Consider the following 26,990-nt stretch of genomic DNA (forward strand, 5'->3'; position numbering starts at 1 on the left):
GTTCCTCACTTCCTGCGGCGGGCCCCGGGCGGGCCGGCGAGCATCGAGGTCACGACGTCGACGAGGTCGTCGACGATCTGGCCGTCGGTCCAGCCCGCCTCGTCCGCGCTGTGCAGGCGGCGGGTGCGGCCGACGTCGCCGAGGACGTTCAGCGTCACGGTCATCGCTTGGGACAGCCGGAAATCGAGCGTCCGGCGGGGGACGCCCGGGCTCAGCCGGTCCAGCTGATCGACGAACGCGGCGTTGCGCTCGAAGAACGATTCGGCGACCGCGTCCAGCCCGTCGCCGCCGGTCGCCAGCAACCGGCCGACCAGCCGGATCCAGCATTCGCCGCCCGATTCGAGCACCGCGACCACCGGCCGCACGAACGCGCGGGCCAAATCCCGTGCGGCGACGTCTTTTCCCGGGGATTCCCGCAGCACCGCGTTCCGTTCGCCGGTCACCTGGTCGAGCCGGCTGCGCAGGACCGCGTCGAGCAGTCCTTCCTTGGAACCGAAGTGATAGTGGATCGCCGCGACATTCGTCCGCGCCGCCTGCATCACGGTCCGCAGTGACACCGCGCCGACGCCGTGCTCGGCGAAAAGCCGTTCCGCGGCGGCGATCAGGCGCTGTTCGGTCGCCTCCCCGCGAGCGGGGATCCGCGCGGCTTCGGTGCCCATGGCGCGGACTCTATCAGCCGTTTCAATCAGGTGATAGAGGTTGCCGCGGCGGTCGTACGGCGCGGCCAGCCGGGCGAGCACCGCGCCCGCGGCGTCGATCGCCTGCTCGTCGAGGTCTTCGGCCAGCTCGCGCGGCCCGGCGGCGAGGACCTGCTCGCGCTTCTCGTGCCGTCGACAGCCCGCGCCGCTCGACATGCGGCGGTCTTCCGAGACGGCCCGTCCGCGGGTGAGGTAACCGGCGCTGGCCAGGCTGTTGACCAGCTGGGTGACCGCCGCTCCAGTCGTTTCCACGAAGTTCGAAGGGAGCGGCGTCCTCTAACGCGCATTGTCGTTGTTCATAGACTGGCGGCGTGGAAGACATCGAGGCGATCGCCGTCCTGCAGGATCCGGTCCGGCGGCGGCTGTATGACTACGTGGTTTCCCAGGACCACGACGTGAGCCGGAACGAGGCGGCCGAGGGGGCCGGGATCCAGCGCACGCTCGCCGCTTTCCACCTCGACAAACTCGTGGACGCCGGGCTGCTGGACACGGAAAGCAAACGGCTGAGCGGACGTTCGGGCCCGGGCGCCGGACGTCCGGCGAAGCTCTACCGCCGGTCCGGAGCCGAACGCCAGTTCTCCGTCCCGGCGCGCGACTACCGCACCGCCGCCGACCTGCTGGCCGAGGTCGCCGAGGTCGCGCGTCTCGACGCCGAACTGCAGGCCGCCGCCCGTCGTGAGGGCCGCGCTGCCGCCGGTTCGGTCGAAGACATCGCCGCCGCGAAAGAACTGCTGGCCGCGCGGGGGTACGAACCCCGCGAGGACGGCGACCTCCTGCGCCTCGTCAACTGTCCGTTCCACGTTCTCTCGCAACGGCATCCGGGGCTGGTGTGCGGCATGAACCTGGCACTGCTGGAGGGACTGCTCGACGACGCCGAAGGCCTGCGCGCCCGGATGGATCCACGCCCCGGACTGTGCTGTGTCGTCGTCGGGCCTTCTAAAAATAATGAGAGTTGACATAGAAGGCCCGGCGATGGTGAGGTGAGGGAGTGACCGAACACCACCTCGCCCAGCTCAACGTGGGCATCACGAGATATCCCCTCGACGACCCCCGGATGCACGGCTTCACGTCGATGCTCGACACGCTGAACGAGGTCGCCGACAACGCGCCCGGTTTCGTCTGGCGCCTGATCGGGGACGGCGGCAACGACGCGACCGAGATCCGCACGCCCCTCGGCGACGACGTCATCGTCAACATGTCGGTCTGGGAAAGCCGCGACGCGCTCTGGGACTACGTCTACCGCAGCGGCCATCTGGACATGCTGCGCCGCCGGTCGGACTGGTTCGAGCTGCCGAAGGCGACGTTCCAGGTGCTGTGGTGGATTCCCGCCGGGCACATCCCGACCGTCGAGGAGGCCGTCGAGCGGCTGGAACTGCTGCGGGAAAAGGGGTCCTCGCCGAGCGCGTTCGGTTTCCGCGACAGCTATCTGCCCGAAGGCGCCGCCTCCGCGCCGTGACGGTTTCCGCGACACGTCCGGTGGGTCGCCGGGACCGGCCCGCGGGATGGCTAGGGTGTCCGGCGTGGCGAACATGTCCCGTTGGTCGGATGAGAATGGCGGCTTGGACTTCGGTCTGCTGGTGCTGCGGCTGATGCTGTCGGTCGCGATGGGGGCGCACGGGCTCACGCAGGTCTTCGGCCTGTTCGGCGGCGCGGGCATGGCGCACTTCGAGAACCTGCTGCGCGGCTACGGGTTCAGTCACAACATCGAGTTCCTGACCTGGCTGACCGGCGTCACCGAGGTCGCCGGCGCGGTCCTGCTGGCGCTGGGCCTGCTGGCCCCGCTCGCCGCGGCCGGCCTGCTGGGCGTGGCCATCAGCGCGGTCCGGGTGAAGTGGTCGGGCGGCCTGTTCGGCGGCAGCGGCCCGGGGTTCGAACTGGAACTGACGCTCGCGGCGATGGCGCTGGCTCTGCTGCTGACCGGCCCGGGGTGGTACGCCTTGGACCGGCATACGGCATGGCGGCAGAAACCGCTGGGCTTCGCGGTGGGCGGGCTGTTCCTGTCGGTGTGCGCGGCGATCGGGGTGGGTTCGCTGTTCTGATCGCTGGGTGGCCTCTGCCGGCCGGTCCGGCGCGCGATGCCGAAGTCCGTGAGGGCCACCCTGAGCGAATCCGATTCCCTCAGGGTGGCCCTCACGGACGTCTGCGGGCCGTCGCCGCACTTTCCGGTTCCCGGCGGCATGGCGCCTTTCCGCCGGGGAACTCAGGGTCTTGCCGGCCGTTCAATGAAGGCTGGCTGTTCGGAGGGCGGAAGACCGATCCCGTCCACCGCGTAGCGCTCCCGGCTCCCCGGTGCTATGTTCCTCCCAACCGCTTGCAAACCGCAATCACTTGGGAGGTCCGCCGTGCCGGACACCACCTGTCACATGTCGATGTCGCTGGACGGTTTCGTCGCCGGGCCGGCGCAGAGCCGGGAAGATCCGCTCGGCAAGCGGGGGCAGGAGCTGCACGGGTGGCACATCGGCGACCCCCGCGCCACCGACGCCGACAAGGCCGCGAATGAATGGCTGATGCGGCCGAGGGGCGCGTATGTGATGGGGCGGAACATGTTCGGCCCCGTTCGCGGCGACTGGGACGAGGACTGGTCGGGCTGGTGGGGCGCCGAACCGCCGTATCACGCGCCGGTTTTCGTGTTGACTCATCATGCTCACGAGCCGATCGAGATGGCGGGCGGGACGACGTTCTACTTCGTCACCGACGGGTTCGACGCCGCCTACGCGGCCGCGTGCGAGGCCGCGGGGGACAAGGGCGTCGACATCGCCGGCGGAGCGTCGACGGTCCGGCAGGCGCTGCTCGCCGGGGTGATCGACGAGTTCACGCTCGACATCGCGCCCGTTCTGCTCGGGTCGGGCGAGAGCATGTTCGACGGGGTGGAGTCCTTCGGTTTCGAGCCCGTCGAGGTGCTGCATTCGCCGCTCACCACCCACATCCGCTATCGCCGCGTCGGCGCGAGCTGATCAGGCACCGCCAGCGTTGCGGCGAGCAACGGACGCGAGCACCTCGCCTGCCGCGTACGGAATGTCTTCGTATCGGTGCCCGAGCAGGTGCTCGGTGACGAGCCGCGCACCGTCGAAGTCGTTGAACAGTACGCTGGGCGCGTCGTCCGGTGCTGCCCATTCGCAGGAACACGCCCGGCGTTTCGGCCGACAGCCGGGGCTTTCCGCCGGTGGTGACGAAAATCCCGCGCGGACGCAGTTCGGAGAACGCCTCGCCGTATTCGTCGGCGGGGCCCGGGCGGCAAATCGGTATTGCCGAGCAGAATGAGCAGTCCCCGGCGGCGTTCCTCCGCATCGAGGCAGCGCGGACATCTCGCCGAAGAAGGCGTTCGCGGTGTCCGGCGCCTGCGAGCGGGCCACATTGGACCGTCCGCCGCTCAACGCGCCGGTGAGCGGGTTCCGCCGGCAGCCGAGCGCGGACTTTCTGCCGGCCGAAGGCGAGGCCGGTCAGCCGCCATGCCTCGGCTGCGCCTGGAGCGGTTCGAGCACGTCGTCGACGCTGGCCTGCGATCGCGTCCGCTGGAGCCGCTTCACGCCGGCCGGAGGCCGTCCCGCCCACAGCACCGCCTGCGGCGCGTGACCAAGCGTGACGCGGTCCGCGAGCGTTTCGCGCAACCGTCGGCTGGCCCGGCTCACCCAGCCGGACGAGAGTTCGTGCACGGTGGCGGTCAGCAGCACCGAACTCAGCGCCTCTCCCGCGCGCAGCCAGGCGAGGTGATCGTCGCCGGGCGTGCTGAGCACCATCAGCGAAGCGCCGTCGCTTCGCGGTTCAGCTTCGCCTCGGGGGAACCGGTTTCCCGCCGCTCCCGCAGCGGCGCTGACGAGAACACCCTGCGCAGCGGCGAGGGATGTGCTTCGCACGTACGCCTCTTCGCGACGCATCTGGGCGGGAACCCTCGCGCCTTCGCCGATTGCGGTCATGAGGTATCTGCGGACTGCGCGGTCTTCCACTGGATGCAATACCGCGCCTTCGCGGGCGGCTGCCTGCGAAAGCCGGTCAAGGCAGTCCGACGGCACAGGCCGTCCGCCGTACGGCCGCAAGTCCTCTCGGCGCCGGGCGATCGACCTCGCCAGGACAACCTCTCCGGGAAGCGGTTCGCCCGGCCGCGGTGTCACGACGGCCAGGTGGTCCGGCTCCGGCGGGCACGGCAGCCGGTCCACCGCGCAGGTCCAGCCGAGATCGGCGAAGGCGATCCGGAGGTGGTGCAGGGCCGTGCCGCTGGCGAGCGTCTGCCCTCGCCCGGCGGGGTCGTCGGCGGCTCGGCAGCGGGCCGGATCCGCGTACAGGTGGAGAGTGCGGTAGCCGATGCGCCAGTGCCAGAACGGGGCGTCTGAGGCTCCCGGCGCGAGGAGAGCCGCGGCGACCGCTGCCTCGACGGCGGCGGGGCTGGGAACCCGCGAATTCGGCCGTGAATTCGGCATTGTTGCTTCCCAATCGAGTTGGGGGAGTGCATTCGGTCGGTGCCAGCTTCCATGGTGCGCTCCCGCGATGGCCCGCGATAGGGGCCGAGGTTCATCAATTCGGAGCGATTCGCGGCGGCGATCGGCGAAGCTCGCGGTACGCGCATTCGGGACGTCACGGCGCTTATCCGTGATCGCGGCTGAATCTCTCTGTCTCACTGCGGCCGGGCCGATCAGCGCGCGAGACCCCGGTCCCCTGCGATGTGACACTCCATGCGAACACATGTTCGACTCGCGTCCCGGGGTGCCGGGAACCGCGGGCGGCCGGGGAAGCGAGCAGGTGAGCCTGAGGTGAGCGAGTGGCCGTCGACCGTGCGGAAAGTGGATCCGCCGATGCCGGTGTGGGCGGGCGTGCGCAAGCTGCTCGTGCTGGGCACGGAGATCCGCGCGACCGTGCCGGCTGCGGATCGAGACCGAGCACCCGGGGCTGCTGTTCGAATGGGCGCGCCGCTCGGCTGGGTGACCTACCAGCTCGTCACCGGCGACGAGCAATGGTCGCGGCCGGTCAGCCACTGCGTGCCCGCCCACCTGCTCCGCCGCCGGGGGCCCGCGCGGCGCCACCAGTACGGCGGCTACCGGCCCCCGGACCCGCGGAGGACCGCGCCCGGGTAGTAATTTCCTTTGCGAGCGAGGGGAGCGGACGACAGTGGCACGTCTTCATGTCGGCTGCGCGATGTGGACGCACAAGGCGTGGCCGGGGCGGTTCCTGCCGCAGTCGCTGCCGGCCACGGAACGACTGCGGGCCTACGCGGGCTGGTGCAACGCGGTCGAAGGCAACACCACCTTCTACGCGACCCCGGCCCGGAGCACCGTCGAGACGTGGGCGCGGCAGACCGGTCCCGACTTCCGGTTCGTGGTCAAAGTGCCCAAGACCGTGACGCACGAGCGGCGGTTCGCCGGGGTCGAGACCGAGATGCGGGCGTTCCTGGACGCGCTCGAACCGCTCGGCGAGCGGGCCGTGCTGTGGACCCAGGTGCCCGGTTCGTTCGGCCCTTCGGACGTCGGCGTGCTCGGCCGCTTCCTGCGCCGTCTCCCCGCCGGCCTGCGGCGCGCGGTGGAGGTGCGGCACCCCGAGTTCTTCGGCGACGCCAGCGCGGCGGCGCTGCTGGAAGGGACGCTCGCGACCGCGGACGCGGAGTGGGTGCCCTTCGACACCACGGTCTTTTTCCGGCGCCCGCCGACCAGCGAGGCCGAGCAGGACGCCTGGGCGAAGAAACCGCGGCTGCCGCGCCGGACGCGAGCGCTGACCGACCGGCCGGTCGTCCGCTACCTGGGCCGGGACTCGGTGGAGGAGACTGTCGAGGGATGGCGGCCGTGGGCCGGGGTGGTCGCGGGCTGGCTGCGCGAAGGCCGCTCGCCGACGGTTTTCCTGCACACTCCCGACAACGGCGAAGCACCGGCGCTCGCCCGCCGGTTCCATGACGACGTGCGCGCGCTGGTGCCCGGCCTGGACGCGCTGCCCGAACCGGAGCCGGTGGAGCCCGCGACGCTGTTCTGAGCGCCGATGCCAGAAACTCGAGGCGACGCCACGACTGGCCGAGGCCAGCCGGTGGCGAGACGTTCGTGAGGGGAGCCCTGAGGGAATCGGATTCCCTCAGAGGGTGTTTCGAAACCCGCGTGGTCAGTCGCTGAATCCGTGTGTTACGCGGAAGCTTGCACACAACCGCCCAGCGAACGGCGCGCCACGCCGATATCACAGTCAACGCCCGACCACGCCACCGGGTTTCGAAACACTCCCTCAGGGTTCCCCTCACGAACTGCGGCGTTCCGGCCCGGACCATGCCAGGGTCAAGACCCGTTCCACGGCCGGATCCCGTTGTCCCGCACGGGTCGCCGCGACGACGGTCAGGGCCAGGTTGCCGCCGGAGTCCTCTGGGTGCAACGTCCGGAACACCACCCCGGGCAGCGCCCCGGCGGGCACCTGTTCGGGCACCAGGCACACGCAGGTCCCCGCCGCGACATGGCTGATCAAGCCGGGAAGACTGTCCGCGCGGGCTCCGTCGCGCGGGGCGAAACCGGCGGCGCGGCAGGCGGCGGCGACCTGTTCGGCGAGCCCGGCCAGCGCGGTCAGCGAGGGCAGCGAGAAGTTCTCGCCGGCGAGGTCGGCCAGGCGCAGGGTCGCGCGCCCGGCGAGCGGATGTCCGGCGGGCAGCGCGACGGCGAGCCGTTCGGTCGCCACTGTGCGCAGGTCGAGTCCGTCGGGGTCGGCGAGCGGGCCGCGCACGAAGGCGAGGTCGAGCCTGCCGGAACGGACCATCGACGCCAGCTCGGCCGAGGTGTTCTGGTGCAGGTGCAGGCGCAGCCCGGGAAAACGGTCCCGGGTCAGCCGGAGCACCCGCGGCAGGAACGTGTAGGAGATGCCGCTGATGAAACCGAGGTGCAGTTCGCCCTCGGTGCCGCTCGCGATCCGCTGTGCGCGGCCGACGGCGGCCTGCTGCGCTTCGAGCAGGTGCCGGGCGTCGCGGGCGAACGCGGAGCCGGCCGCGGTCAGCCGTACGGCGCGGGTGCTTCGGTCCAGCAGTCGCACGCCGAGGCCGCGTTCGAGGCGCTGGATCGCCTGGCTCAGCGGCGGCTGGCTCATCGAAAGCCGGGCGGCGGCCCGGCCGAAGTGCTCCTCCTCGGCGAGCACGACGAACTGCTCCAGCAGGCGAGTCGTCAGATCCATATCCCTCAGCATATGGATAGCGGGCCAAGAAGTATTGGCGATAGATGAATGACCTCGTCTTGACTGGGCGCGGCTGCCGAGGAAAACAGGGAGGTGCGGGCGATGTCGCCTGGCGAGGTGGACGACGGGAAGCCGCGAGGCCCGCTGACCGGAGTGCGGGTCGTCGAGCTGGCCACCGTGATCATGGGCCCGTACGCGGGCGCGCAGCTGGCCGACCTCGGCGCGGACGTCGTGAAGGTCGAGGCTCCGGGCGGGGATCCGACCCGGCATTTCGAGCCGCGCCGGCATTCCGGGATGGCGGGCGCGGCGCTGAACTTCAACCGCAACAAGCGCAGCGTGTGCCTCGACCTGAAGACCGGACCCGGACGGGACGCGCTGCTGGCGTTGCTGGGCACGGCGGACGCGTTCATCACCAACATCCGGCCGGGCGCGCTGGGCAGGCTCGGGCTGGCCTACGCCGACCTGGCGGCCGGGCACCCCGGGCTCGTCTACGTGAACGCGCAGGGTTTCCGCAGCGATTCCGCGCTCGGCGACAACGCCGCCTACGACGACATCCTCCAGGCCGCCTCCGGGCTGGTCTGGCTGAACGAGCAGGTCACCGGCGAGGCCTGCTACGTGCCGACAGTGCTGGCGGACAAGGTGTGCGGGCTGTTCATCGTCCAGTCCGTGCTGGCCGCGCTGCGCCATCGCGACCAGACCGGCGAGGGCCAGCACGTCGAGGTCCCGATGGCCGACACCATGATCGCGTTCAACCTCGTGGAGCACCTCGCCGGAGCCTCGCTGGACCCGACCGAGGAACCCGGCTACGGCTACCCGCGCGTCCTGAGCAAACAGCGCCGGGCGTGCCGCACGGCGGACGGGTGGATGTGCATCCTGCCGTACAACGACCGCAACTGGCGCGATTTCTTCGCCCACGCGGGCCGTCCCGAGCTTTTCGCCGACTCGCGCTTCGCGACCATGCCGGCCCGCGTGGCCCACGCCGACGAGCTGTACGGCCAGGTCCGCGAGCTCACCCCGCAGTTCACTTCCGCCCAGTGGCAGGAGTTCTGCGACCGCGTCAGCATCCCCGCGCATCCCGTGTACAGCCTCCAGGAAGCGGCCGAGAGCGACTACGCCCGGCAAGGCGGTCTCGTCTGGGCTGTCGAGCATCCCACCGAGGGCGCCTGCCGCCTCGTGGCCCCGCCGGTCCGCTATTCCCGCACGCCGCCGGGGATCTACCGGCAGTTCCCGCCGGTCGGCGCGGATACCGCCGAGGTGCTGGCGGAAGCGGGTTTCGACCCGGCCCGGCTCGGCTGAACCGAGTTCGTCCCACGACAACGCCGTCGTCCCGAGGAGAACCTATGCCCGCATCCGAACCCCTCGTCCCGCGCTCAGGAAGGGCGTGGACCGTCACCGCTCTCGTGCTGCTGTTCCTGCTGATCAACTACGCGGACAAGACAGTCGTCGGCCTCGCCGCCGAGCCGATCATGAACGACCTCGGCCTCGGCGAGCAGCAGTACGCCTTCGTCCAGTCCGGTTTCTATTTCCTGTTCAGCGTTTCCGGCGTCGTCGTCGGGTTCGCCGCCGCGAAACGCCGCACGAGCAGGGTCATGGTCGTGCTCGCCCTGATCTGGGGACTGACCGCGCTGCCCATGGCGGCCGGGCTCGGCTTCGGCGCCTTGGTCGCGTCGCGGATCGCGCTCGGCGCGGCGGAAGGGCCTGCGGTGCCCGCGGCGACGCACACCGTCTACGGCTGGTTTCCCACGCGCGACCGCGCGCTGCCCAACGCGTTGGTCCACATTGGACCGACGCTCGGCGTCGTGGCGAGCGCGCCGCTGCTCAGCTGGATCATCGCGGACTTCGGCTACCGGACCGCGTTCGGCGTGCTGTTCGCGCTTTCCGTGCTGTGGGCCGCGGCGTGGCTGTTGTTCGCGAACGACGGCCCTTACGCCACATCCGCCACACCAGCTGGCGTGAGTCGCGAACCGGTGCCGTACCGGGTGTTCTTCCGGTCGGGAACCGTGCTCGGCGCGATCCTCACCGGTTTCGTCGCCTTCTGGGCGACCACCACCGCGTTGGGCTTCCTGCCCCGTTACCTGTCCGCCGGGCTGGGGATCGGGCATCAGCAGGCAGGCACTCTCTCCGCGTTGCCGTCCTTGTTCGCGACCGTCGTGATCCTGGTGATGGGTGCGGTTTCCACGCGGTTCCGGCGCGGGGGAGCGGGCAGCCGCCGCGCGTACTGCCTGCCCGGGATGGCGCTGCTCGCGATTTCCGGTGCCGCGATGATTCTCTTCCCGCACACGGAAAAGGTCACCGCGATCGTGCTGATCACGATCGCGTTCGGGCTGCCGAGCGCGTTCTATCCGATGGTGTGGCTGCTCATCGGAGAGCTGGTTCCGCCGGAACGCCGCCTCGCCGTGACCGCCGCGACGACCGCTGTCGCCACTTCCGCCGGAGTGTTCGCGCCATTGGCGATGGGCGGCTTCCTCACCGCGGAAAACGGTTATGCGGCGGGGTTCGGGGTATGCGGCGCGTTGTTGCTGGCGGGCGCCGTCGCGGGTGCAGTGCTGATCAATCCGGAACGAGACCAGCGGCGGCTGCCCGCGCGCTCGCTGGAAAGCGTCAGTGCCGCATGAGGCGTGCCGACGAAGACGGAATCGCCGCCCTTGTCCTCGACTCGCCGCACAACCGCAACGCTCTGTCGGTCCGGCTGGCCGGCGAACTCACTGCGCAGCTGAGCCGCGCCGCCGAGGATCCGGCCGTCCGCGCGGTGCTGCTCACGCACACCGGCGAGACGTTCTGCTCGGGCATCGACCTGGCTGAAGCCCGGACGGGCACGGGGCTCACCGCCGAGCAGCTGACGAACCTGCTGCGCATGGTGGTCGAGATGCCGAAACCCGTGGTCGCTCGCGTGACCGGGCACGCCAGGGCGGGCGGGCTCGGGCTGCTCGGCGCGTGCGACATCGTCGCGGCGAGCCCGGCCGCGAGCTTCGCGTTCACCGAGGTGCGCATCGGGCTCGCCCCGGCCATCCTGTCGACCACGGTGCTCCCGCGCGTGGATTCGCGGGCCGCCTCTCGCTACTACCTGACCGGAGAACGCTTCGACGCCGCCGAAGCGGCCCGTATCGGCCTCGTCACGCTCGCCGCGGACGACGTCGACGAGGCGCTCGAACCAGTGCTCGCCGGACTGCGCTCCGCCGCGCCCGGGGCACTCGCCGCCGCCAAGCACCTGACCACGACAGCCGCGCGACAGTTCTTCGGCACCCACGCGAGCGAGCTGACCGCGCTCGCCGAGCGGCTCGGCGACGGCGCCGAGGCACGGGAAGGGATCGCGTCCTTTCTCGAACGCCGAAGCCCGGTCTGGACGGCAACCCGTTTCACCATCAGGAAGGAGTCGCGATGACTTCCACCCCCGGTCTCGACATCCGCGTCGAAGACCAGATCGGCTGGATCGTCCTGGACCGGCCGCGGCGGAAGAACGCCTTCACCGGCGAAATGCTGCGTGCCTGGGCCGAGGCGTACCGAAGTTTCCAAGCGGACGACCAGGTCCGCGCCGTGGTCGTCACCGGCACTGGCGACGCTTTCTGCGCGGGAGCCGATCTCGGCGATCTCGGCCGGTCCCGCACCCCGCTGGGCAGCAGGCGGCTGATGACCGAGCACGTGCACCCGGTCGCGATGGCCGCGGAAGACCTCGCCAAACCGCTGATCGCCGCTGTCAACGGAGCGGCGGTCGGCGCGGGCATGGACATGGCCCTGATGTGCGATTACCGGATCGCCTCCGAGCGGGCCCGGTTTTCGGAGGGGTACGTGCGGGTCGGTCTCGTCCCCGGCGACGGCGGCTGCCATTACCTGCCGCGGATCATCGGCCGGTCGCGAGCGCTGCGGCTGCTGTGGACCGGCGAGTTCGTCGACGCGGACCAGGCGCTGGCCTGGGGGCTGGCGGACGAGACCTGCCCGCACGACCGGCTGGCCGCGCGGGCCCGGGACTTCGCCGGGACACTGGCGGCGCGGCCGCCGGTCGCGGTCGAGCTGATCAAACGCGCGGTCCGGGCGGGCGAACACGCGGATCTGCGGACTTCGCTGGACCTGATCGCCTCGCACCAGGCCGTCGTCCAGTCGACCGCCGACTCCGCCGAAGCGCTCGCTGCGTTCGCCGGCGACCGGCCTGCGCGCTACACCGGGGAGTGAGCCAGATGACCGAAGATCTCCGCCGCCGGGTGCGGGACTTCCTCGCCGCCCGTCCGTTCACGCCGCGCTGCGATTCCTGGGCGGGCTCGTACGACCTGGGCTTCAGCCGCGAACTCGGCGAAGCCGGGCTGCTGGCCGTCTCCTGGCCGGAACGTCTCGGCGGCGGTGGCGGCACGGCTGTCGACCGGCTGGCCGTCACCGAGGAACTGCTGCGCGCCGGTGCTCCGCTGGCCGCGCACTGGGTGGGGGAACGGCAGATCGGCCCGGCTCTGCTCCGGCACGGCAGTCCGGAGCTGCGGGAGGAGTTCTGCCCGCCGCTGGCGCGCGCGGAGTGCACCTTCGCGCTCGGGATGAGCGAACCGGACGCCGGTTCCGACCTCGCTTCGCTGCGCACGTCCGCCGTCCGGGACGGAGACGGCTGGCGCGTCACCGGGCGCAAGATCTGGACCAGCGGCGCCCACCGGGCAAGCCACCTGTACGTCCTGGCCCGCACCTCCCGCGAAGCCGACCGGCACGACGGGTTGACGGAGTTCGTCGTCGCACTGGACTCCCCGGGGATCACCGTCACGCCGATCCTGGATGTGCGGGGCGAACACCACTTCAACGAGGTCGGTTTGGACGAGGTGGCTGTTCCGGACCGGTGGGTGATCGGCCGCGCCGGCGAGGGCTGGCGCCAGGTCGTCGGCCAGCTCGCCTTCGAACGGGGCGGCCCGGAGCGGTTCCTCTCGACATATCCGCTGTTGTCGGCTGTGCTCGACGCGGGGCTGGCGGACGGCATCGCGCGGAGCGGGCTGCGTGCGCTGGCGGCGCGGTTGCAGATCCTGCGCGCCTGGGTGCTGGAAACCGCGCGAGTGCTCGACGCCGGCGGTTCCCCGGTCGTGCCCGCCGCGACGAGCAAATACCTCGGCCACCAGTTCGAGCTGAGCGTCATCGAGTGGGCGCGGCCGCTCATGCCGCGCGCCGCGCCCGAGGTTCGCGCGCTCTACGACCAAGCCCTGGCCGCCGCACCCGCTTCCGGCCTGCGGGGCGGCGCGGCTCCCGTCATGCTGTCGATGATCGCCAAGGACAACCGATGACCACGCATTCTCTGGAAACCGACCTCGACGTCTCGGTCACCGAGGCGATCGCGGACTGGGACCGGCCCGGCGACCTCCGCGAGCACTGGCGGATCGCGACCGGGCTCGGCTGGACCGCCATCCTGGACGACTTCTCCGGCCGGCGGGAACTCCTCGACGCGGCGTGCGGCGCGGTCACCGCCCTAGCCCGCGGCGGGATCGCGCTCCCGCTCCGCCAGACGCTCGTGGCCCGCGCCGCGGCCGAGACCCCACTGTCCACAGAGGACGCCATTGCCGTGCATCCCGCCGCGCGAGGAATCTGGGCTCCGATCGCGGACGTCCTCGTCGGCGCGGACGGCAGGGTCACGACCGGTGCGCCCGCCGAGGCCGGGCGAGATCTCGCGGACCGGCCGTATTCTGTCTCGCCGTCGTCTCCGGAGATTCCTTTGCGGCTCACCGGGCTGGCCGAAATCCTTCGCTGCCAGGAAATGCTGGGCGCGGCCCAAGGAGCGTCCGCCGAAGCCCGCCGGTACGTCACCGAACGCGTGCAGTTCGGCAAGCCGCTGGCCGCCATTCCCGCGGTGCGGACCACGCTGGGACAGCTGAAAGTCGATGTCCGGCAACTGGAAACGGTCACGCACGAGGCCAGGCTCCGGTTGTTCGGCGACGACGGCGCGCTCGCCTTCGCGCTGGCCACCGCCCGCGAGGTCGCTGCGGAGGTCGCCCCGAGGATCGCGCAAACCGCGCACCAGCTGCACGGCGCGATGGGCATCACCTACGAGGCCGCACTGCATTGGCGAACCGAACTGCTGTGGGCGGACTGCGACGAAGGCGCGCGGTGGGGCGACGACGGGATCGCCGCCATACCGGTGGACGAAACCGCGCTCTGGTCGCTGACCGCTCCGGGAGACCGCGGCAAGCGTGATGAGCGAACCTGATCGCGAACAACGGCGGTTCGAGCGCGACCAGGACGGTTTTCCTGGTCCGCTCGGCCCAATTCTTCGCGAAACGGCTTTCGGTTGTCTCCCTTCGTGGTGAACTCGAGCCCGGTATTCACGGGCGAAGGGGATGAGTCGTGCTGGTGCGTTCCAGATCGTTGCCGGGTTCGAGTGTGCTCGCGGCCGGTGCGCTGGCGCAGCCGTCGTGCCGGTCCCGTGCGGCGAAGCGAGCCTGACCACCGCTGCCGCCACCGCCAACGCTCATCCGGGCAGCTCGATCGACCTGACGGAAGACTGTACCTATCAGCTCACCGCGGCATTGCCCGCGATCACCGCCGCAACGACCGTCAACGGCTATCACGCCATTCTCGCTCGCACGCAGACGACTGCCCCATTCCGCATCCTGCGCGGCGACGCGGCCGGGGTCGGCGAGCTGGTCGGGAGCCTGCCGCGGGTCGGCGCGGCAGAAGACGTCGCACCGGGACGCTTTTTCTCGCAGCCCGAGTGCTTTCGTGCGTTCGGCGATCTGCTTGATCAGCCACCGGCCGCGGCCGGTGTTCCGCCGCGAGCCGGGTTCGTCTCCGGCGACGTCGCCGCGTCCGGCGGGTGAGGACAGCTGATCGACTGGTCGGGCACTGCCAGGAACCTTGCGGTGGACTGGGACGTCCGGCCGGTCCGCAGCACGGACGCGACCTGGCGGGCGTGCAGTCCCGCGTCGGCAGGCAGTCATACGACGTGACAACGCAAGAGGCTTGGGGCCCGCCGAAATCTCCTGAGCTGACCTGGGGCGTCCTGGGCATCCACGACGGTGCTGTCTATGCCGCCACCGGTCCGGGACGCGGAGCGTTCGTCGCTTCCCGCTGGACACCGGGTGCGGAACCGGTGGACCTCGCGCCGCCGGTGCATCGGCGCGACCCGTTGTCCGGGACCCAGCTGCGAGAAGAAGCCAGGGGACTGGCGGTGTTCACCTCGTCCGGGGAACGGCTGGAGGCTGCGGAACCCTATCGCTGGCGTTTCGTGCCGGGCGGAGGTATTCGTTCCGGCACGATCCGCCCGCCGTGGAGCTGGTCGACCCGGCCACCGGGTCAGCCGCCCAGCACCCGCTTCCCGAGGGGTGTGACCTCAGCGAAACCGTGCCGGCCGCACCGGTCTGGGAAACCCCCGGCACCCTGGTCTTCTCCCAGCCGCACGGCGTTCGGGCATTTCGACCGGCCCGAAATCGCGGGATACCGCCCGTTCCCGATCGAACCGGTCCTCGCCGGAGGGCCGGACGCCCCGGGCCGCCGTCCTCGCGGCGACGACCCGGAGCGGTTGCCCGATCCCGGCACTCGAACCCGGGATCAGCGACGAGCCGCCGCGACTGCCAGCTTCCACACCGCGTACCCGATCGCGTCGGAGTTCTTCTCCAGCGGCGGGTCCGGGATGTTCGACGTCGTGTCGCAGGCGCGGTGGTAGCAGTTGTCGAACGCCGCGCCCGGCGTGCCGCCCCACTTCTCGGCCTGTTCGTAGCTCTTGATGTCGCCGGCTCCGGTCGCGAGACCGCCGACCGGGATGCCCGCGCGCTTGAACGACGCGTGGTCGGACCGTCCGTCGCCTTCGGTGTCGCCCTCGGTCTCGATGTTGACGGAGGCGAAGTACTCGTCGAAGACGGCCTTGACCGAAGCGACGTCGTCGTAGACGAAGTAGCCCCAGTTCTTCGAACCGATCATGTCGAAGTTGAGATAGGTCTTGATTTTCGCGCGCTCAGTGCTCGACAGCGTGCTCACGTAGTACCGCGAGCCGACCATGCCGGACTCCTCGTCGGCCCACCACGCGAACCGGACGCGCTTGGCCATCGCCGGATTGGTGCGGGCCAGCGTCAGCGCGACCTCGAGGATCGACGCGCTGCCGGAACCGTTGTCGTTGATGCCGGGGCCGGCGCTCACCGAGTCGAGGTGCGCGCCGAGCATCAGGACCTGGTTCGCGTCGCCCTGCGGCCATTCCGCGATCAGGTTCTGCGACTGGCCGGTGCAGCTCGTGCAGGTCTGCCGCTTCGTGGTGTAGCCCGCGTTCTTGAGCAGGTTTTCCACATAGGACACCGACGCCGCGTACCCGCCGCCGCGCGGCGAACGCGTGCCGCCGTTGGCGCGGGCGATCGCCTGGAACTGGGTGAGGTGGGTCTTGATGTTGGCCAGCGAGATGTCCGGGGCCGCGAGCGCCGAGGCGGGCGCGGCGGTGGCCGCGGGCACGCTGACGACGCCCAGTACCGCCACCAGGGCGGTGACCCCGGCGCCGAGTCTTGTCTTCCACTTCATGACAGTGCGTTCCTTCGGTTGGAGTGGGGGGAGCGGCTGTTCTCGGGGGATGGGCCGGGGGCCCGCCGCGCGGTGGCGAGCGGGACCCGGCCGCGTCAGGTCAGCGCGTCGTGCAGGCCGGTTCGCCGGACACCGCGGGCACGGAGACGGCGTTCCAAGCTGCCTTGGCGGCGTTGAATTCGGTGCAGCTGCCCGGATAGAGCGCGATCGCGGCCTGCAGCGTCGCCTTGCGGGCCGCCTTGTGGTTCCACGACGAGGTCTTCTTCAGCAGGCCGTTGTAGAAGATCTTGGCGGCCTTCTGGATGCCGATCCCGGTGACGCTGCTGTTGTCGCAGGTCGGGCTGGCGGGCTTGCCGCCGCCCGGGTTCGAGCCTTCGGCGAGCAGGTAGAACCAGTGGTTCTGCGGACCGGCCGCGGCGTGCACCTCGGTGCTCGGGATCGACGACGAGTAGCAGTTCGGGTCGCCGGCCTTCGACGGGTCGTACATGGAGCGGATCGGGCCCTGGCCGACCAGGTTGACGCCCTCGCCGACCTCGTAGTCCGGCCGGTCCTTCGCGTTGTTCGCGTACGCCTCGGTCATCGCGCCGAAGATGTCGCCGGTCGACTCGTTCAAGCCGCCGTTCTCGTTGCCGGAACCCGCGCCGCCCGGCGTGGTCTGGAAGATGCCGTGCCCGAACTCGTGGCCGACGACGTCCATCGAGGTGGCCTGGCGCCGGTTGTCCTGCGAGTGCCCGAAATGCGTCGAAGAGCCGTCCCAATAGGCGTTGACGTCGTTCAGGCCGACGGACGCCGGGTAACCGCGGCCACTGCCGTTGATGCCGTCGCGGCCCAGCCAGTCCTTCAGCATCTTCCACTCGGTCTGGACGCTGAAGAGGGTGTCGACGCAGCCGGTTTCGAGGTTCGTGCCGGAGCCGTTGCCCCAGCTGTTGTCCGGACCGCTGTAGACAGACCCGCCCTCGCGGCCGCAGCTGATGCCCGGGCGGCCGGGGTCGCGCATCGAGTACGAGCTGCCGGAGCCGGTGGTGTCGATGGAGACGGTGCCGACGTAGTAGCTGTTGCCGGTGCCCGCCGCGTTCACCGCGTTCGGCTGGGCCTGGGACTTGGCTCCGGAGCTGAAGGTCTTGATGTCGTCCCGCTGGTCGAGCACCGCGCCGGTGACGGCGTCGACGAACACGTGCAGTCTGCTCGGCGCCGCGGCCGTGCGCCCGGTGACGACGACCTCGTAGGCAAGTTTCGGATTCGACCCGGCCAGCACCACCTTTTCGGGCGTGCTCACACTGTCCACAGTGGGCAGTTGGGCGCGTGCGGCGGAGGCGGCCTTCGCGGCGTCGAGAACGGCTCGCGTCCCGACGGCGATGGGCGCGGTTTCCGCGGCGCTGGTGTCCCGGACATTCCCGGCTCCGTCCGCGACGACGACCGCGTCCCCGCCGACGACCCGCAGGCCGTGGTAGGTGCGCTCGTAGGCGCTGTAGAAGAGTCCGGCGTCGCCCGCGGTCTGGCCGACGCGCCGGAACGCCTCCGCCGGGCCTCGGCCGAGCCCGCCGAGCCCGGAGGCGACTGCCTGGTCAGCGGCGCGAGCGGCGGCCGCGTCCGGGGACGCGGGCTGGGCTTCGGCGGCCGCGCTCGCCGGGACGGCCGGCAACGCGAGGGACATGGCAAGACCGGCGGCGGCCGCCAAGCCCGTGGTGAATCCGCGATGAGGCATCGAGATCTTCCTTCCATGAAGGCAGGACGATGGGGTGCGGGGAGAGGGAACGCGCCCGGCCGCTTACGGTGGGTGTGCGGCCGAGCACAGTCGAGTAAAGGATCGGCGCAGGGGGGCGTCAATGCTCCAAACAGACCAACGGAATGTTCCGGATTCGGCGGTCAATTGGGATATGCCGTGCCGGTGCTGGGTTTCTTCGCGCGTTCGGCGCCCGGGCGACTTTCGTAGGGAATGTCCCGGGTGCCGTACGAATGTCGGAAACGACCGAGCGGCGGAATGGCCGGGCGGACGGGGAAGCGCTCTTCCCCGGCGATCGCGTCGAGCGCTGTCCGTCGGGGATCGGCGAGGTGCTGCTGCCAGGCGAACTCGATGCCCTCGCCGCGTTCGCCTGCCTTGGACCAGCGGCTGAACTCACGGCATTGAGCTGCCGGGCCAGCGCGCCGCCCGAGCAGGATCGGACGGGACCGCCGGCGCGGCCTGCGCCATCCGGGAGCCGAATTCGTTCGGCAGCGCGCACTTGGACGCTTCAGCGTGGCCCGGGCAGAGACCGCTCCGGCCCGGTCATGGCCGCGCACACGTCGGCGGCCGCTGTCCACAGTCCTCAATGGCCGGTCGCGACAGTCCGGTACTGCATCCCCCGTTCCCGGGCACGGCCGGGAAAGGAGAATGCTCGCCGAACAGAACGCAGCGGCTAGGCGGTCGCGTGCCCGAAGACGGCGGCAAGGGTTCTTCGTGGGTGGCGGGTACGGTCCGGCCCGACGAGTCATGGGACCGCGCCGCCTCGGTGAACAGCCGACGCCGCACTGGCATCAGGTCGAACGCGGATTCGCCGGGCGAGGGAAGGAAAGCGTCGAGCGAGGCCGCTTCGGATGCGCGTCCGCGACACCGGCGACGGCCATTCCGCCGTACCTGTGGCCGACAAGGACGACGACGTCCGCGCGTCCGCAGCCGACGGCGGCGAGCGCGACGTCGAGGCGCCGCATCCGGGTCGGGTGGTCCTCGCCGCACAGGTTCCCGTGCTCGTCCCGAGCGACTTGCCCGGCAAGGAAAACGAGGTCGCCGACGCGCACGACCGGGGTGAAGGCGCCGGGAACGCGGTGGAGTCCGGTGGGCTCCAGGTACGCGGTCATCCCCGCGCCGCCGCTCCGGCCCAGGCGGTGATCGCGGCTTCCCGGCGTGCCGCATCCGGAGGATCGGTTTCGCGGCGGACCCACGCGATGTGACCGTCCGGCCGGAGGAGAAGTTCGCTGAGGTCCCCGGGTTTGGCGCCGGCCACGGTGATCCGGTCTTTCCAGCCCTCGGCGACCTGCTCCGCGCCGTCTCCGAAATAGCCGAAGGTGCCGCTGTGCACCAGATTCGGGCCTTGCGGCCCGAGCATGCGGGTGCCGACGAGCGGGTCGCCGTCCGGCGCCGGATAGGACGTCGACAGTGCGGAAACCAGACCGGCCAGCCGGGCGTTGACCTCGGGGATTTCGAGCAGCGAATCCAGCAGCCCGCGCAGCGCGGCGACCGGGCGCCGGTAATCGGGGACCAGGGTGAGTTCCAGCAGCAGTGTCTGAGCCTGGGTGTTGCCGGCGACCAGGTGCCCCACCGGGAAACGCTCCGCGTGGTAGGTGCCGAGCAGGCCCGGCGGCGCCCAGCCGTTGAGCTCGGCGGCGAGTTTCCAGCCGAGGTTCATCGCGTCCTGCAAGCCGGTGTTGAGGCCCTGGCCCGCCGCCGGGAAGTGGATGTGCGCCGCGTCGCCCGCGAGGAAAACGCGGCCGGACCGGTAATTCTCGGCCACTCGCGTGGCGTTGCCGAACCGCGAGAGCCAGCGCGGCTCAGCGATGCCGAAGGACGTGCCCGTCAGCTGCACCAGCGTTGCGCGGAACTCCTCGAAGGTCACGGGTTCCGTTGCCGGGACACGCATCCGCTCCGGGCTGGTGACCACGATGCGGGTCAGTCCTCCGGAAAGCGGGGCGATCAGCAGGGGAATGCGCCCGGCCGCGGCGATCGCCTCCTGGTCGACGACGGCGAAGTCGCCGAGCATCGAACTCATCGTGTCGTCCGAGCCCGGGAAACCGATGCCGGCGGACTCCCGGACCTTGCTCCGGCCGCCGTCGCAGCCCACGAGATACGCGGCGCGAAGCCGGAAGTCCCCGTCCGGCCCGACGCCCGCGACAGCGACCCCGTCGTCGTCCTGAGCCAGCGACACGACTTCGTGTCCGTAGGAGATTTCGACGCCGAGTTCCCGTGCGCGCTCTTCGAGCAGTCGCTCGGTCCGCGTCTGCTCCAGGAACAGGGTGTAGCCGTGGCGAGTGTCCAGCGCGGAGAAGTCGAGTTTCCGCGACAGGCCGGCGAAATGCCAGCTCGGAACGGTGCGGCCCTGGGCGAGAAACCGCTCGGCGATGCCGCGCAGTTCGAGGATCTCGATGCTGCGCGGGTGCAGCGTGAGCGCGCGGGACTGCCCGTGCCGCGCCTTCTGCCGTTCCAGGATCCGGACCCGCACTCCGGCCAGCGCCAGTTCGGCGCCGAGCAGCAGCCCCGTCGGGCCCGCCCCGCTGATCACGACCTCGGTGTCCACAACCGCCTCCACTATTTTCCGAACAACGTTCATTTAAACCTTCCGCTAGTGTCCTGAGGAAGCGCGAAGCTGTCAAACACGCTGGTAGGCTCACCTCGACATGACCGCGCACCAGCCCCGCACCCGAGGACGCCCGCCCGCTGCCGACCGGGCCCACGTCACCGCCGCCGCGCTCCGGCTGCTCGACGAAGAGGGCCTCGACGCGCTCACCATGCGGAAGCTGGCCAGCGCAGTCGGCGTCCAAGTGGGGACGCTTTACGGCTACTTCCCGACCAAAACGGCCTTGCTGACCGCCATGGCCGAGGAGATGCTGAGCGGCTGTCGCGCCGCGGCCGACGGAATCGCCGATCCGCGCGAACGGGTACTGGCCTTCGTGAGAGGTCTGCGCACCGCGCTGCTGTCCTATCGCGACGGTGCGCGGGTGTACGCGGGCACGCACGCCATCGGGCCGAACACCCTGGGCTTCGCCGAATCCCTCAACGGTGCCTTGCGCGAGACCGGGCTCGACGCCGCAGCGGCGATGAAAACCGCGCTGCTGGTCCTGCACTTCGCGACAGGCCACGTCCTGGAGGAACAGGCGGCGATCCAGGCAGGCCCGGACCTGCCTGTCGGCGTCGGCCGTCTGCGCGAGGCGATCGAGGACGGGGATTATCCGCATCTCGCGGAGGCTCAGGACCATCTGACCGGGGCGGACTTGACCGAACTGTTCGAGCAGGGTCTGCGTCTGCTCACTGCGGATTTGCCTTGACGGCTGGGTTTCCCTGCGCGGTCGACGGTTCCGGCGCGTTGTGTGTCCGGCTTGAGGAACGGGTGGCGGTCCAGTGCGGTCCGGACCTGCCTGTCGGCGTCGGCCGTCTGCGCGCCCAAGACCGCGCCGGCACGGAGGCGTTCGTCCACTACGACCTCGCCGCGACCCGGCTGGCGCCATTCGGCGCCTGGCTGTTCCATCGGGCCCGGATGCGGGAACCGCTGGGACGACACGACGGCGTCGCCTCCGCGCGGCGTGCCCACAGCGACACCGTGCTGCTGTCGGCCGCGCAAGCTGCGGGAATGGCGACGTTTTTCTTCGAAGCGACCAGGTACACCGACCCGCTCTGCGCGGCGATGCGTCCGGTCGTCGGCCTCGGCCCGCCGTTGACCGGCGAGGTCCTTCGCGCGCTAGGACGCCGGGCCCGTGGGCTGGCCCCAGCGAGATGACCGTGCTGGTTCCGCTAGCGCTGGGCACACTCGCGCTCCTCGACGCCGCCCTAGCCGGTTTCCAGGCCGCGACCGGCCGCAACGCCCGGATCCGCAAGAGTCCCTGCTACCTGAGGGCCTCCCGCCGGGGCCTGGTGAGCGGCGCCGCGGACCTCGGCTTTCCGGCGTTGCTGAGCGCGCCGGCTTTGGCGTCCTCGGCGGATCCCGGCGCCCGCTACGCCGAACTGGCCGTCGCGGGCGCCAGGTGCTGACCCCGTTCGCGGTGGTCGTGGTGGTTTCGCTGCCGCCGATGCGGGGGGAGCACGTTCGTGATCCTGATCGGGCTCGGACCGTTCACGCTGGCGAGGCCGGCGGTCGTGAGCCGCCGCGGTCATCGTGCTGGCTGTGGAGCCGATGGTCCATCGCCGCTGGTACCGGGATCCGGGGTAACGCCTGACGTCCAGCACGTCGGTGGAAGGGCGAAGCCACCGTGAATCGATTTCGGCGATGTCGCCTTGACCTGTCCCACGACCCGGTGAACACGGCTGGCGTGATCGAGTTTTCCGGCGAATAGTTCAGCGACAGCGGGAAATGCGCCGCTCCGGAGAGCGAAGGCCTTGCGGCCCGGGAGGAAGTGCCCTCCGGCGGTGGGCCTCTTGCGCTCCGCGAGGCGGAATCGGGATCCTGGGCCCACCGGGCGCCGGGGAGGAGCCGGGCGATGGACGAGGCGGAGCTGACGCATCGCGAATGCGTCCGGCTGCTCCGGTCACCCGAACGGGGCCGTCACGGGATTGTCGCGATCGACGGGCTGCAGCCGGTCGATCGCGTCTGCCTTCTTCTCGACACGGGCGACGTGCTGATCCCGACCGGGCCGGACAGCGGGCTGGTGCGCGTGGCCGCCTTGCGCCCGGTTTCGCTGGAGTTCACCGATCGGGGCAAAGACGGGCAGCTGCGGTGGACCGTCCGCGGAATCGGCCTCGCCCGGCCGATGACCGGGCTCGACGTTCCGCATCCGGTGCCGCGCAGCACGGTGCTCGCCGCGGCGCCCGACGCGTTCCGCAACGGGGTCCGGGTCGTCGTGGCCCGCTACCGCGGCAACCGGTCCGGGGACGGGTTCGCGATCCCCGCGCCGCGCGTCGGCTGAGAAGGGCGCGCGGCCCGCTGTCGCTGGTAACCGTTTGGCGACGCCGCCGCGGAACCCCGTCCGGCTGGCCGTGACCGGATAGGATGCGTTTGCCTGAAATCAGTTGTTCATGCGTTTCGCTCGATGCGAGCGACGTGCGGCTGGGTGATCAGGAGGGGGACTGCGAGGCGAAGCCGGGGCCGTGCACCGGCGGCCGGGTCGCCGAGCGGAGGCGTCATTCAGCCGGAAGGAACCATGAGTACCGCTGTCAGCACCGCGAGAACCAATGTCAAGACCTTGACGTTCGTCACGATCTGGATCCTCGTTGCCGGGGCCGTGCTGCTGAGCACGGGATTCGTCATGCTCATCGCCGCGCCGCCCAGCAGCGGCGCCAATATCGGCGCCGGAGGAGCCCTCCTCTTCGGCCTGGCTGCGACCGCGGCGGGTCTGCTGCTCGGCGTGGCGACAGCGGTGGCCGCGCTGCGGGTCCGGAGGCGCGAGGGGCGCCCCGACGCTCGTCTGCCGACCTGGGAGAAGCGTCTCCGGCGCTTGACTGCGGCCGCGGCCGGCCTGGTCACGGTCGGGGCGCTCGTGCTGAGCTGGGCAGCTCTCGTCTTCGCCGGCGGACGCGACCGCAGCACCGATCCTCACCCGATTTTCGTGACCGGCCTGTGCATTGCCGGTTGCGGTTTGCTCGCCGGGACCCCGCACGCGTTGTACTGGCTGTCGTGCCGGCGGACCCGCTTCCCCTTCTCGCGTCGCGCATAGGGCTCACGCGGGCCGCATCGTCCGCATGGTGCGCTCGATCTCCCAAAAGGCGCGCACCGCTAGGATCTTCCCCGCCTCGTCGACCCGGTAGACGAACACCCCTTCGGCCTCCAGCACCTGCCCGCCGTTCTCGCTGCGGACGTGGCCGGTGAAGGCGACCTCGTCCCCGCAGGCGAACGAGTCGTCGAAGAGGAACTCGATCGAGTCGTTGGGCGCGATCGCCCGGTCCCAGAACGCCGAAATGGCGTCGCGGCCGCGATGTCCGTTGCCTTCCGGGTCGAAATGCGAAGGGCCGACCGGATCCTCCACGAGGGCGTCCGCGGCGAACAGCGCCAGCCAGGCTTGCTTGTCCCGCCTCCGCACGGCGGCGTGCAAGGCCTGGCTGGCGGTGCGCGCGGGATGGTCGGTGGTCATCGAACCTCCTGGTGTCGATCGTCGCTAGCCTGGGAACCATGGTGTTCGACTCCACGCGGCTGGATCTCCAGCCCTACGCCGGGTTCGCCATGGAGCGCTACGTCCGGCGCACGTATTGCAGCTGGGCGGACGCCGGCTGGGAGTCCCTGCTCGTGCAGCGGTTCGAGCACGTCCCCGTCGCCGAGGAAATGGCGTTGCCCGCCGCGGCGGATCTGCATTTGGTGTTGCCGGTCGGGAGAACCGCGGCGATGGAGACGCGCCGGGGCGGCCGATGGGGGCGCACTCCGTGGAGGCCCGGGCGCGTCGAGCTGATGCTTCCGGATCAGCCCGCTGTACGGCGTTACCGGGCAACGGGCGTGTTGGACAGCGTGCAGGTCCACATTCCGCGGGACACCGTCGACGCGACGGCCGCGCAGCTGGGCGGCGCCGCGGTGGACTTCGACGCGATGGCCGCGTCGTTGACGGCGGGGGATCCGCTGGTCGAGGAGATCATCCGGGCCGTCGGCGGCGCGGGCGGGGACGGCGATCTGTATGCCGAGTCCGCGGCGGCGTTCCTGACGATGCAGCTGCTCACCCGGCACACGCAACGATCCGCTGAGGCGGTGCCGAGGCGGGAGAACGCGAGGGTCCGGACGGTCGTCGCGGCGATGCGCGAGCGGCTCGCCGAGCCGGTCGCCCTGGCCGACCTCGCCGGGGAGGTTCACCTGAGCGTCTACCACCTGGTCCGGGTGTTCAAGGAAGCGACCGGGGAGACGCCGTACCGGTATCTGACCCGGTTGCGGATCGACGAGGCGAAACGGCTGCTGCGCGGCACCGAGCTGACCATCGCCCAGATCGCGGTGCGCTGCGGGTTCGCCACTCCGGCCGCGCTGTCGACGGCCTTCCTGCGGCACACCGGGACGCGGCCTTCGGCGTACCGCGATTCCTGACGGCCCCGGCATCAGGGCTTGCGCTGCTGCCGGAACGCTTCCCGGATCTCGGACACCAGCAGGTCGGGCTGCTCCAGCCCGGGGAAGTGGCCGCCGCGGTCGAGTTCGTGCCAGGAGCGCAGGTCGAGGTAGCGGCGTTCGGCCCAGCGGCGGACGGCCGGCCAGGGGTCGGCCGGGAAGATCGAGCAGGCGGTCGGCACGGTCACCGGCTGCGCGTTCTCCGCTTCCGCGCCGCGGGCCACCCAGCGCATCGCCTCCCAGTACCAGCGCGAAGAGGACGCGCCGGTGCCGGTCAGCCAGTACAGGGCGATGGTGTCGATCTGCTGCGAAATGCTTACCCCGCCGCCGGATTCGGGCCGGGTATCGGAGTAGGCGGCGAATTTCTCGCCCAGCCACGCGGCCAGCCCGGCGGGCGAGTCGAGCAGCGAATAGCCCAGGGTCTGCGGCCGGGTGCTCATTTGCATCCCGAAGCCGTAGCCGTCGGCGAGGTGCAGGTTTCGCCGGTCCAGGACGCGTTGTTCGGCGGGGCTGGGCGCGAGCAGGTCGTCGGGCACGGGCGAGGCGATCGGCATCGTCAGGTGCAGGCCCGCGACGCGCTCGGGCACGAGGCGCGCGAGTTCGGTGCTCACGAACGCGCCCCAATCCCCGCCGTGCGCGCCGAATCGCGGATAGCCGAGCACGGTCATCAACTGCGCCCACGCCCGTGCGGTACGGCCGGGATGCCATCCCCGCTCCCGCGGCCGGTCGCTGAACCCGAATCCCGGCAGCGCGGGAATCACCAGGTGGAAGGCGTCGCGCGCGGAACCGCCGTGCGCGACCGGATCGCTCAGCGGGCCGATGACGTCCTCGAACTCGAGAACCGAACCGGGCCAGCCGTGCGTCAGCACCAGCGGGAGCGCGTGCGGCTCGGGGGAACGCACGTGCCAGAAGGCGATCCCCAAGCCGTCGAGAACGATCCGGTAGTGGGGGACGGCGTTCCACCGCTCCTGCCGCGCGGGCCAGTCGTGCTCGCGCCAAGCCGTCAGCAGGGTCGACAGCCGCGCCAGCTGGATTCCCTGGGACGCGTCCGGCACGGTCTCGTGCTCGGGCAGCCGGACCTGGTCCAGCCTGGCCCGCAGATCGGCGAGGTCCGCGTCGTCGACGCGAACGGCGAAGCGTTCGGGGACGGGCGTCTCGCCCGCAGAAAAGTCAGCCACGCACCGAACCGTAGGACCGGGCGGGGCCTGCCTCAACGTTCGAGATTGCTGTGTGCGAGTCAGTAATTGCTGTGCGGCAGCTGCACGTGTCGGCGGCCCACCCGGTGCGCAAGTATCTTTTCGCTTTTTTCCCTTTAACCGGGGTGCCAGAAGGTGTAACGAGCTGCTTTTCCAGCTCGACTAAGCACTGCTCAGCCGAACGTTCTCCTGATGGCTCGGCCCGGTCGCGCTCGTGGCCCCCCGGGACAATTTCATTCTGCTGGACGGCGGTTACCGGATCACCCAAGGGCAGGTGCCCGGGAGCGGACGCTTTTGACGCGCTATTGACCTTCGCGGCTAAGCAAATCGGAAAGGTTTCCGCGACCGGCGGAAGAGACGTCGTAACGCAGTCATCCGAGATGGTCGTTCATGCCGTCGACCCAGTCGATGTGGCGCTGCGCGGTCGAACGCGTAAGCACGAGCCCGGCGGAAAGCGGGATCTGGTTGGGCAGCTGCGCATGAACGTCACCCAGCCTGGCGCGGCGACCGGCACGATGGTGTCGCCGACGAGCGGCGCGCCCTTCTCCGTCGCGATGTGCGCGACGGCGGAGCCGGGAAATGCCGCCCGCTTCGACCAGGGTGATCCCGGGCAGGATCCCTTCGGTGCCGTGCCATTCGCGGATCACCGGGTCTTCTCGCTGCACCCATTGCCGGTCCGCGGAATGCACCAGCACTGGGGACGTTCCCGAGACGGCGGCTCAGGGCCGCCTGCGAGCCCTGCAGGTGCGGGTGGCTGGCCACGATCGCCGCTGCTCCGCCGAGTTCGGCGAGCTTGTCGAGCAGCGGCCGGTCGAGAGCGTTGGGCG

The 26,990-nt window shown here is 70.7% G+C and carries 28 protein-coding genes and 1 pseudogene; 19 read left to right on the top strand and 10 right to left on the bottom strand.

Features of this window, described 5'->3' with window-relative positions:
* Positions 1-5: 5 nt before the first annotated feature.
* A complete protein-coding gene (locus tag BM362_RS23785) occupies positions 6-950 on the bottom strand; it encodes a TetR/AcrR family transcriptional regulator (protein ID WP_244287253.1) in 945 nt (314 codons plus the stop codon).
* Between the two features lie 59 nt (positions 951-1,009).
* Here BM362_RS23785 and BM362_RS23790 point away from each other — a divergent pair, with 59 nt between their 5' ends.
* The 4 genes from BM362_RS23790 to BM362_RS23805 all read left to right on the top strand — a co-directional run bounded on the left by BM362_RS23790 (position 1,010) and on the right by BM362_RS23805 (position 3,652).
* Complete coding sequence (locus BM362_RS23790) at positions 1,010-1,654, top strand: helix-turn-helix transcriptional regulator (protein ID WP_093574588.1); 645 nt, start codon at positions 1,010-1,012, stop codon at positions 1,652-1,654.
* A 32-nt stretch (positions 1,655-1,686) separates the two neighbouring features.
* Positions 1,687-2,154, top strand: a complete 468-nt coding sequence (locus BM362_RS23795) for a DUF3291 domain-containing protein (protein WP_067592118.1) — start codon at positions 1,687-1,689, stop codon at positions 2,152-2,154.
* Between the two features lie 103 nt (positions 2,155-2,257).
* Positions 2,258-2,737 carry a DoxX family membrane protein gene (locus BM362_RS23800; RefSeq protein WP_202505624.1) on the top strand — a complete coding sequence of 160 codons (480 nt, stop codon included), beginning with the start codon at positions 2,258-2,260 and terminating at the stop codon, positions 2,735-2,737.
* Positions 2,738-3,061: 324 nt separating this feature from the next.
* The gene (locus BM362_RS23805) at positions 3,062-3,652 is read left to right on the top strand and encodes a dihydrofolate reductase family protein (protein ID WP_198545606.1); all 591 of its coding nucleotides are present in this window, start codon (positions 3,062-3,064) and stop codon (positions 3,650-3,652) included.
* A gap of 486 nt (positions 3,653-4,138) precedes the next feature.
* Here the strand turns inward: BM362_RS23805 and BM362_RS23815 are convergent, their stop codons facing one another.
* A complete protein-coding gene (locus BM362_RS23815; RefSeq protein WP_093574590.1) occupies positions 4,139-5,113 on the bottom strand; it encodes a nitroreductase family protein in 975 nt (324 codons plus the stop codon).
* 330 nt (positions 5,114-5,443) lie between these two features.
* On the opposite strand from BM362_RS23815, the gene BM362_RS23820 reads away from it, so the two are divergent.
* Both BM362_RS23820 and BM362_RS23825 read left to right on the top strand, forming a co-directional pair.
* Complete coding sequence (locus BM362_RS23820) at positions 5,444-5,764, top strand: hypothetical protein (protein ID WP_093574591.1); 321 nt, start codon at positions 5,444-5,446, stop codon at positions 5,762-5,764.
* A gap of 61 nt (positions 5,765-5,825) precedes the next feature.
* Positions 5,826-6,650: a DUF72 domain-containing protein gene (locus BM362_RS23825; RefSeq protein WP_067592163.1), complete on the top strand. Its 825-nt coding sequence runs from the start codon at positions 5,826-5,828 to the stop codon at positions 6,648-6,650.
* A gap of 252 nt (positions 6,651-6,902) precedes the next feature.
* On the opposite strand, the gene BM362_RS23830 is transcribed toward BM362_RS23825, so the two are convergent.
* On the bottom strand, positions 6,903-7,817 hold the full coding sequence (locus BM362_RS23830; protein WP_093574592.1) for a LysR family transcriptional regulator: 915 nt from the start codon (positions 7,815-7,817) through the stop codon (positions 6,903-6,905).
* Positions 7,818-7,919: 102 nt separating this feature from the next.
* Between BM362_RS23830 and BM362_RS23835 the strand changes: the two genes are divergently transcribed.
* The 7 genes from BM362_RS23835 (at position 7,920) to BM362_RS23865 (ending at position 14,587) form a co-directional block, all read left to right on the top strand.
* On the top strand, positions 7,920-9,113 hold the full coding sequence (locus BM362_RS23835) for a CaiB/BaiF CoA transferase family protein (protein WP_093574781.1): 1,194 nt from the start codon (positions 7,920-7,922) through the stop codon (positions 9,111-9,113).
* A 44-nt stretch (positions 9,114-9,157) separates the two neighbouring features.
* Positions 9,158-10,432, top strand: coding sequence for an MFS transporter (locus BM362_RS23840; protein WP_093574593.1), 1,275 nt, complete (start codon positions 9,158-9,160; stop codon positions 10,430-10,432).
* On the top strand, positions 10,429-11,199 hold the full coding sequence (locus BM362_RS23845; protein WP_093574594.1) for an enoyl-CoA hydratase family protein: 771 nt from the start codon (positions 10,429-10,431) through the stop codon (positions 11,197-11,199). The genes BM362_RS23840 and BM362_RS23845 overlap by 4 nt, the downstream gene beginning before the upstream one ends.
* Positions 11,196-11,984, top strand: coding sequence for an enoyl-CoA hydratase/isomerase family protein (locus BM362_RS23850; protein WP_093574595.1), 789 nt, complete (start codon positions 11,196-11,198; stop codon positions 11,982-11,984). Before BM362_RS23845 ends, BM362_RS23850 begins: the two co-directional genes overlap by 4 nt.
* Before the next feature lie 5 nt (positions 11,985-11,989).
* Positions 11,990-13,060 carry an acyl-CoA dehydrogenase family protein gene (locus BM362_RS23855; RefSeq protein WP_208865316.1) on the top strand — a complete coding sequence of 357 codons (1,071 nt, stop codon included), beginning with the start codon at positions 11,990-11,992 and terminating at the stop codon, positions 13,058-13,060.
* Positions 13,057-13,977 carry an acyl-CoA dehydrogenase family protein gene (locus BM362_RS23860; protein WP_093574597.1) on the top strand — a complete coding sequence of 307 codons (921 nt, stop codon included), beginning with the start codon at positions 13,057-13,059 and terminating at the stop codon, positions 13,975-13,977. Before BM362_RS23855 ends, BM362_RS23860 begins: the two co-directional genes overlap by 4 nt.
* A 205-nt stretch (positions 13,978-14,182) precedes the next feature.
* Positions 14,183-14,587 carry a hypothetical protein gene (locus BM362_RS23865; protein ID WP_093574598.1) on the top strand — a complete coding sequence of 135 codons (405 nt, stop codon included), beginning with the start codon at positions 14,183-14,185 and terminating at the stop codon, positions 14,585-14,587.
* 730 nt (positions 14,588-15,317) lie between these two features.
* Here the strand turns inward: BM362_RS23865 and BM362_RS23870 are convergent.
* The 4 genes and pseudogenes from BM362_RS23870 to BM362_RS23885 all read right to left on the bottom strand — a co-directional run bounded on the left by BM362_RS23870 (position 15,318) and on the right by BM362_RS23885 (position 20,539).
* Complete coding sequence (locus BM362_RS23870; protein WP_067595743.1) at positions 15,318-16,271, bottom strand: M28 family metallopeptidase; 954 nt, start codon at positions 16,269-16,271, stop codon at positions 15,318-15,320.
* Positions 16,272-16,380: 109 nt separating this feature from the next.
* Positions 16,381-17,976: pseudogene (locus BM362_RS23875) on the bottom strand (M4 family metallopeptidase); the annotation flags it as partial.
* An 809-nt stretch (positions 17,977-18,785) separates the two neighbouring features.
* A complete protein-coding gene (locus BM362_RS23880) occupies positions 18,786-19,106 on the bottom strand; it encodes a RidA family protein (protein ID WP_093574600.1) in 321 nt (106 codons plus the stop codon).
* On the bottom strand, positions 19,103-20,539 hold the full coding sequence (locus BM362_RS23885) for an FAD-dependent monooxygenase (RefSeq protein ID WP_167545406.1): 1,437 nt from the start codon (positions 20,537-20,539) through the stop codon (positions 19,103-19,105). The genes BM362_RS23880 and BM362_RS23885 overlap by 4 nt, the downstream gene beginning before the upstream one ends.
* A gap of 100 nt (positions 20,540-20,639) precedes the next feature.
* On the opposite strand from BM362_RS23885, the gene BM362_RS23890 reads away from it, so the two are divergent.
* The 5 genes from BM362_RS23890 to BM362_RS23910 all read left to right on the top strand — a co-directional run bounded on the left by BM362_RS23890 (position 20,640) and on the right by BM362_RS23910 (position 23,606).
* Entirely contained in the window at positions 20,640-21,287 is a 648-nt protein-coding gene (locus BM362_RS23890) for a TetR/AcrR family transcriptional regulator (RefSeq protein ID WP_093574602.1), read from the top strand.
* A complete protein-coding gene (locus tag BM362_RS23895) occupies positions 21,284-21,736 on the top strand; it encodes a hypothetical protein (RefSeq protein WP_244287254.1) in 453 nt (150 codons plus the stop codon). The genes BM362_RS23890 and BM362_RS23895 overlap by 4 nt, the downstream gene beginning before the upstream one ends.
* Before the next feature lie 2 nt (positions 21,737-21,738).
* Positions 21,739-21,987 (top strand): hypothetical protein, encoded by a 249-nt coding sequence (locus BM362_RS49235; protein WP_244287255.1) that lies wholly within the window; start codon positions 21,739-21,741, stop codon positions 21,985-21,987.
* A 446-nt stretch (positions 21,988-22,433) separates the two neighbouring features.
* Entirely contained in the window at positions 22,434-22,859 is a 426-nt protein-coding gene (locus tag BM362_RS23905) for a hypothetical protein (protein WP_093574603.1), read from the top strand.
* Positions 22,860-23,135: 276 nt separating this feature from the next.
* The gene (locus BM362_RS23910; protein ID WP_143132468.1) at positions 23,136-23,606 is read left to right on the top strand and encodes a hypothetical protein; all 471 of its coding nucleotides are present in this window, start codon (positions 23,136-23,138) and stop codon (positions 23,604-23,606) included.
* A 3-nt stretch (positions 23,607-23,609) separates the two neighbouring features.
* Here the strand turns inward: BM362_RS23910 and BM362_RS23915 are convergent, their stop codons facing one another.
* A complete protein-coding gene (locus BM362_RS23915; protein ID WP_067587471.1) occupies positions 23,610-24,020 on the bottom strand; it encodes a nuclear transport factor 2 family protein in 411 nt (136 codons plus the stop codon).
* A 38-nt stretch (positions 24,021-24,058) separates the two neighbouring features.
* Between BM362_RS23915 and BM362_RS23920 the strand changes: the two genes are divergently transcribed.
* Complete coding sequence (locus BM362_RS23920; protein WP_093574782.1) at positions 24,059-24,949, top strand: AraC family transcriptional regulator; 891 nt, start codon at positions 24,059-24,061, stop codon at positions 24,947-24,949.
* Positions 24,950-24,960: 11 nt separating this feature from the next.
* Here BM362_RS23920 and BM362_RS23925 read toward each other — a convergent pair whose 3' ends face one another.
* On the bottom strand, positions 24,961-26,145 hold the full coding sequence (locus BM362_RS23925) for an epoxide hydrolase family protein (RefSeq protein WP_208865317.1): 1,185 nt from the start codon (positions 26,143-26,145) through the stop codon (positions 24,961-24,963).
* A 389-nt stretch (positions 26,146-26,534) separates the two neighbouring features.
* Positions 26,535-26,858, bottom strand: coding sequence for a hypothetical protein (locus tag BM362_RS49240; RefSeq protein ID WP_244287256.1), 324 nt, complete (start codon positions 26,856-26,858; stop codon positions 26,535-26,537).
* Positions 26,859-26,990: the final 132 nt, after the last annotated feature.

This window comes from Amycolatopsis rubida (assembly GCF_900115345.1).
Classification (GTDB): domain Bacteria; phylum Actinomycetota; class Actinomycetes; order Mycobacteriales; family Pseudonocardiaceae; genus Amycolatopsis; species Amycolatopsis rubida.

Excerpts from the sequence above, each read along its gene's own strand:
- BM362_RS23815 (WP_093574590.1), bottom strand. The coding sequence starts at position 5,113 with ATGCCGAATTCACGGCCGAATTCGCGGGTTCCCAGCCCCGCCGCCGTC.
- BM362_RS23920 (WP_093574782.1), top strand. The coding sequence starts at position 24,059 with ATGGTGTTCGACTCCACGCGGCTGGATCTCCAGCCCTACGCCGGGTTC.
- BM362_RS23825 (WP_067592163.1), top strand. The coding sequence starts at position 5,826 with ATGTGGACGCACAAGGCGTGGCCGGGGCGGTTCCTGCCGCAGTCGCTG.
- BM362_RS23840 (WP_093574593.1), top strand. The coding sequence starts at position 9,158 with ATGCCCGCATCCGAACCCCTCGTCCCGCGCTCAGGAAGGGCGTGGACC.
- BM362_RS23850 (WP_093574595.1), top strand. The coding sequence starts at position 11,196 with ATGACTTCCACCCCCGGTCTCGACATCCGCGTCGAAGACCAGATCGGC.
- BM362_RS23805 (WP_198545606.1), top strand. The coding sequence starts at position 3,062 with ATGTCGATGTCGCTGGACGGTTTCGTCGCCGGGCCGGCGCAGAGCCGG.
- BM362_RS23830 (WP_093574592.1), bottom strand. The coding sequence starts at position 7,817 with ATGGATCTGACGACTCGCCTGCTGGAGCAGTTCGTCGTGCTCGCCGAG.
- BM362_RS23890 (WP_093574602.1), top strand. The coding sequence starts at position 20,640 with ATGACCGCGCACCAGCCCCGCACCCGAGGACGCCCGCCCGCTGCCGAC.
- BM362_RS23835 (WP_093574781.1), top strand. The coding sequence starts at position 7,920 with ATGTCGCCTGGCGAGGTGGACGACGGGAAGCCGCGAGGCCCGCTGACC.
- BM362_RS23870 (WP_067595743.1), bottom strand. The coding sequence starts at position 16,271 with ATGAAGTGGAAGACAAGACTCGGCGCCGGGGTCACCGCCCTGGTGGCG.
- BM362_RS23845 (WP_093574594.1), top strand. The coding sequence starts at position 10,429 with ATGAGGCGTGCCGACGAAGACGGAATCGCCGCCCTTGTCCTCGACTCG.
- BM362_RS23915 (WP_067587471.1), bottom strand. The coding sequence starts at position 24,020 with ATGACCACCGACCATCCCGCGCGCACCGCCAGCCAGGCCTTGCACGCC.
- BM362_RS23880 (WP_093574600.1), bottom strand. The coding sequence starts at position 19,106 with ATGACCGCGTACCTGGAGCCCACCGGACTCCACCGCGTTCCCGGCGCC.
- BM362_RS23855 (WP_208865316.1), top strand. The coding sequence starts at position 11,990 with ATGACCGAAGATCTCCGCCGCCGGGTGCGGGACTTCCTCGCCGCCCGT.
- BM362_RS23860 (WP_093574597.1), top strand. The coding sequence starts at position 13,057 with ATGACCACGCATTCTCTGGAAACCGACCTCGACGTCTCGGTCACCGAG.
- BM362_RS23905 (WP_093574603.1), top strand. The coding sequence starts at position 22,434 with ATGGACGAGGCGGAGCTGACGCATCGCGAATGCGTCCGGCTGCTCCGG.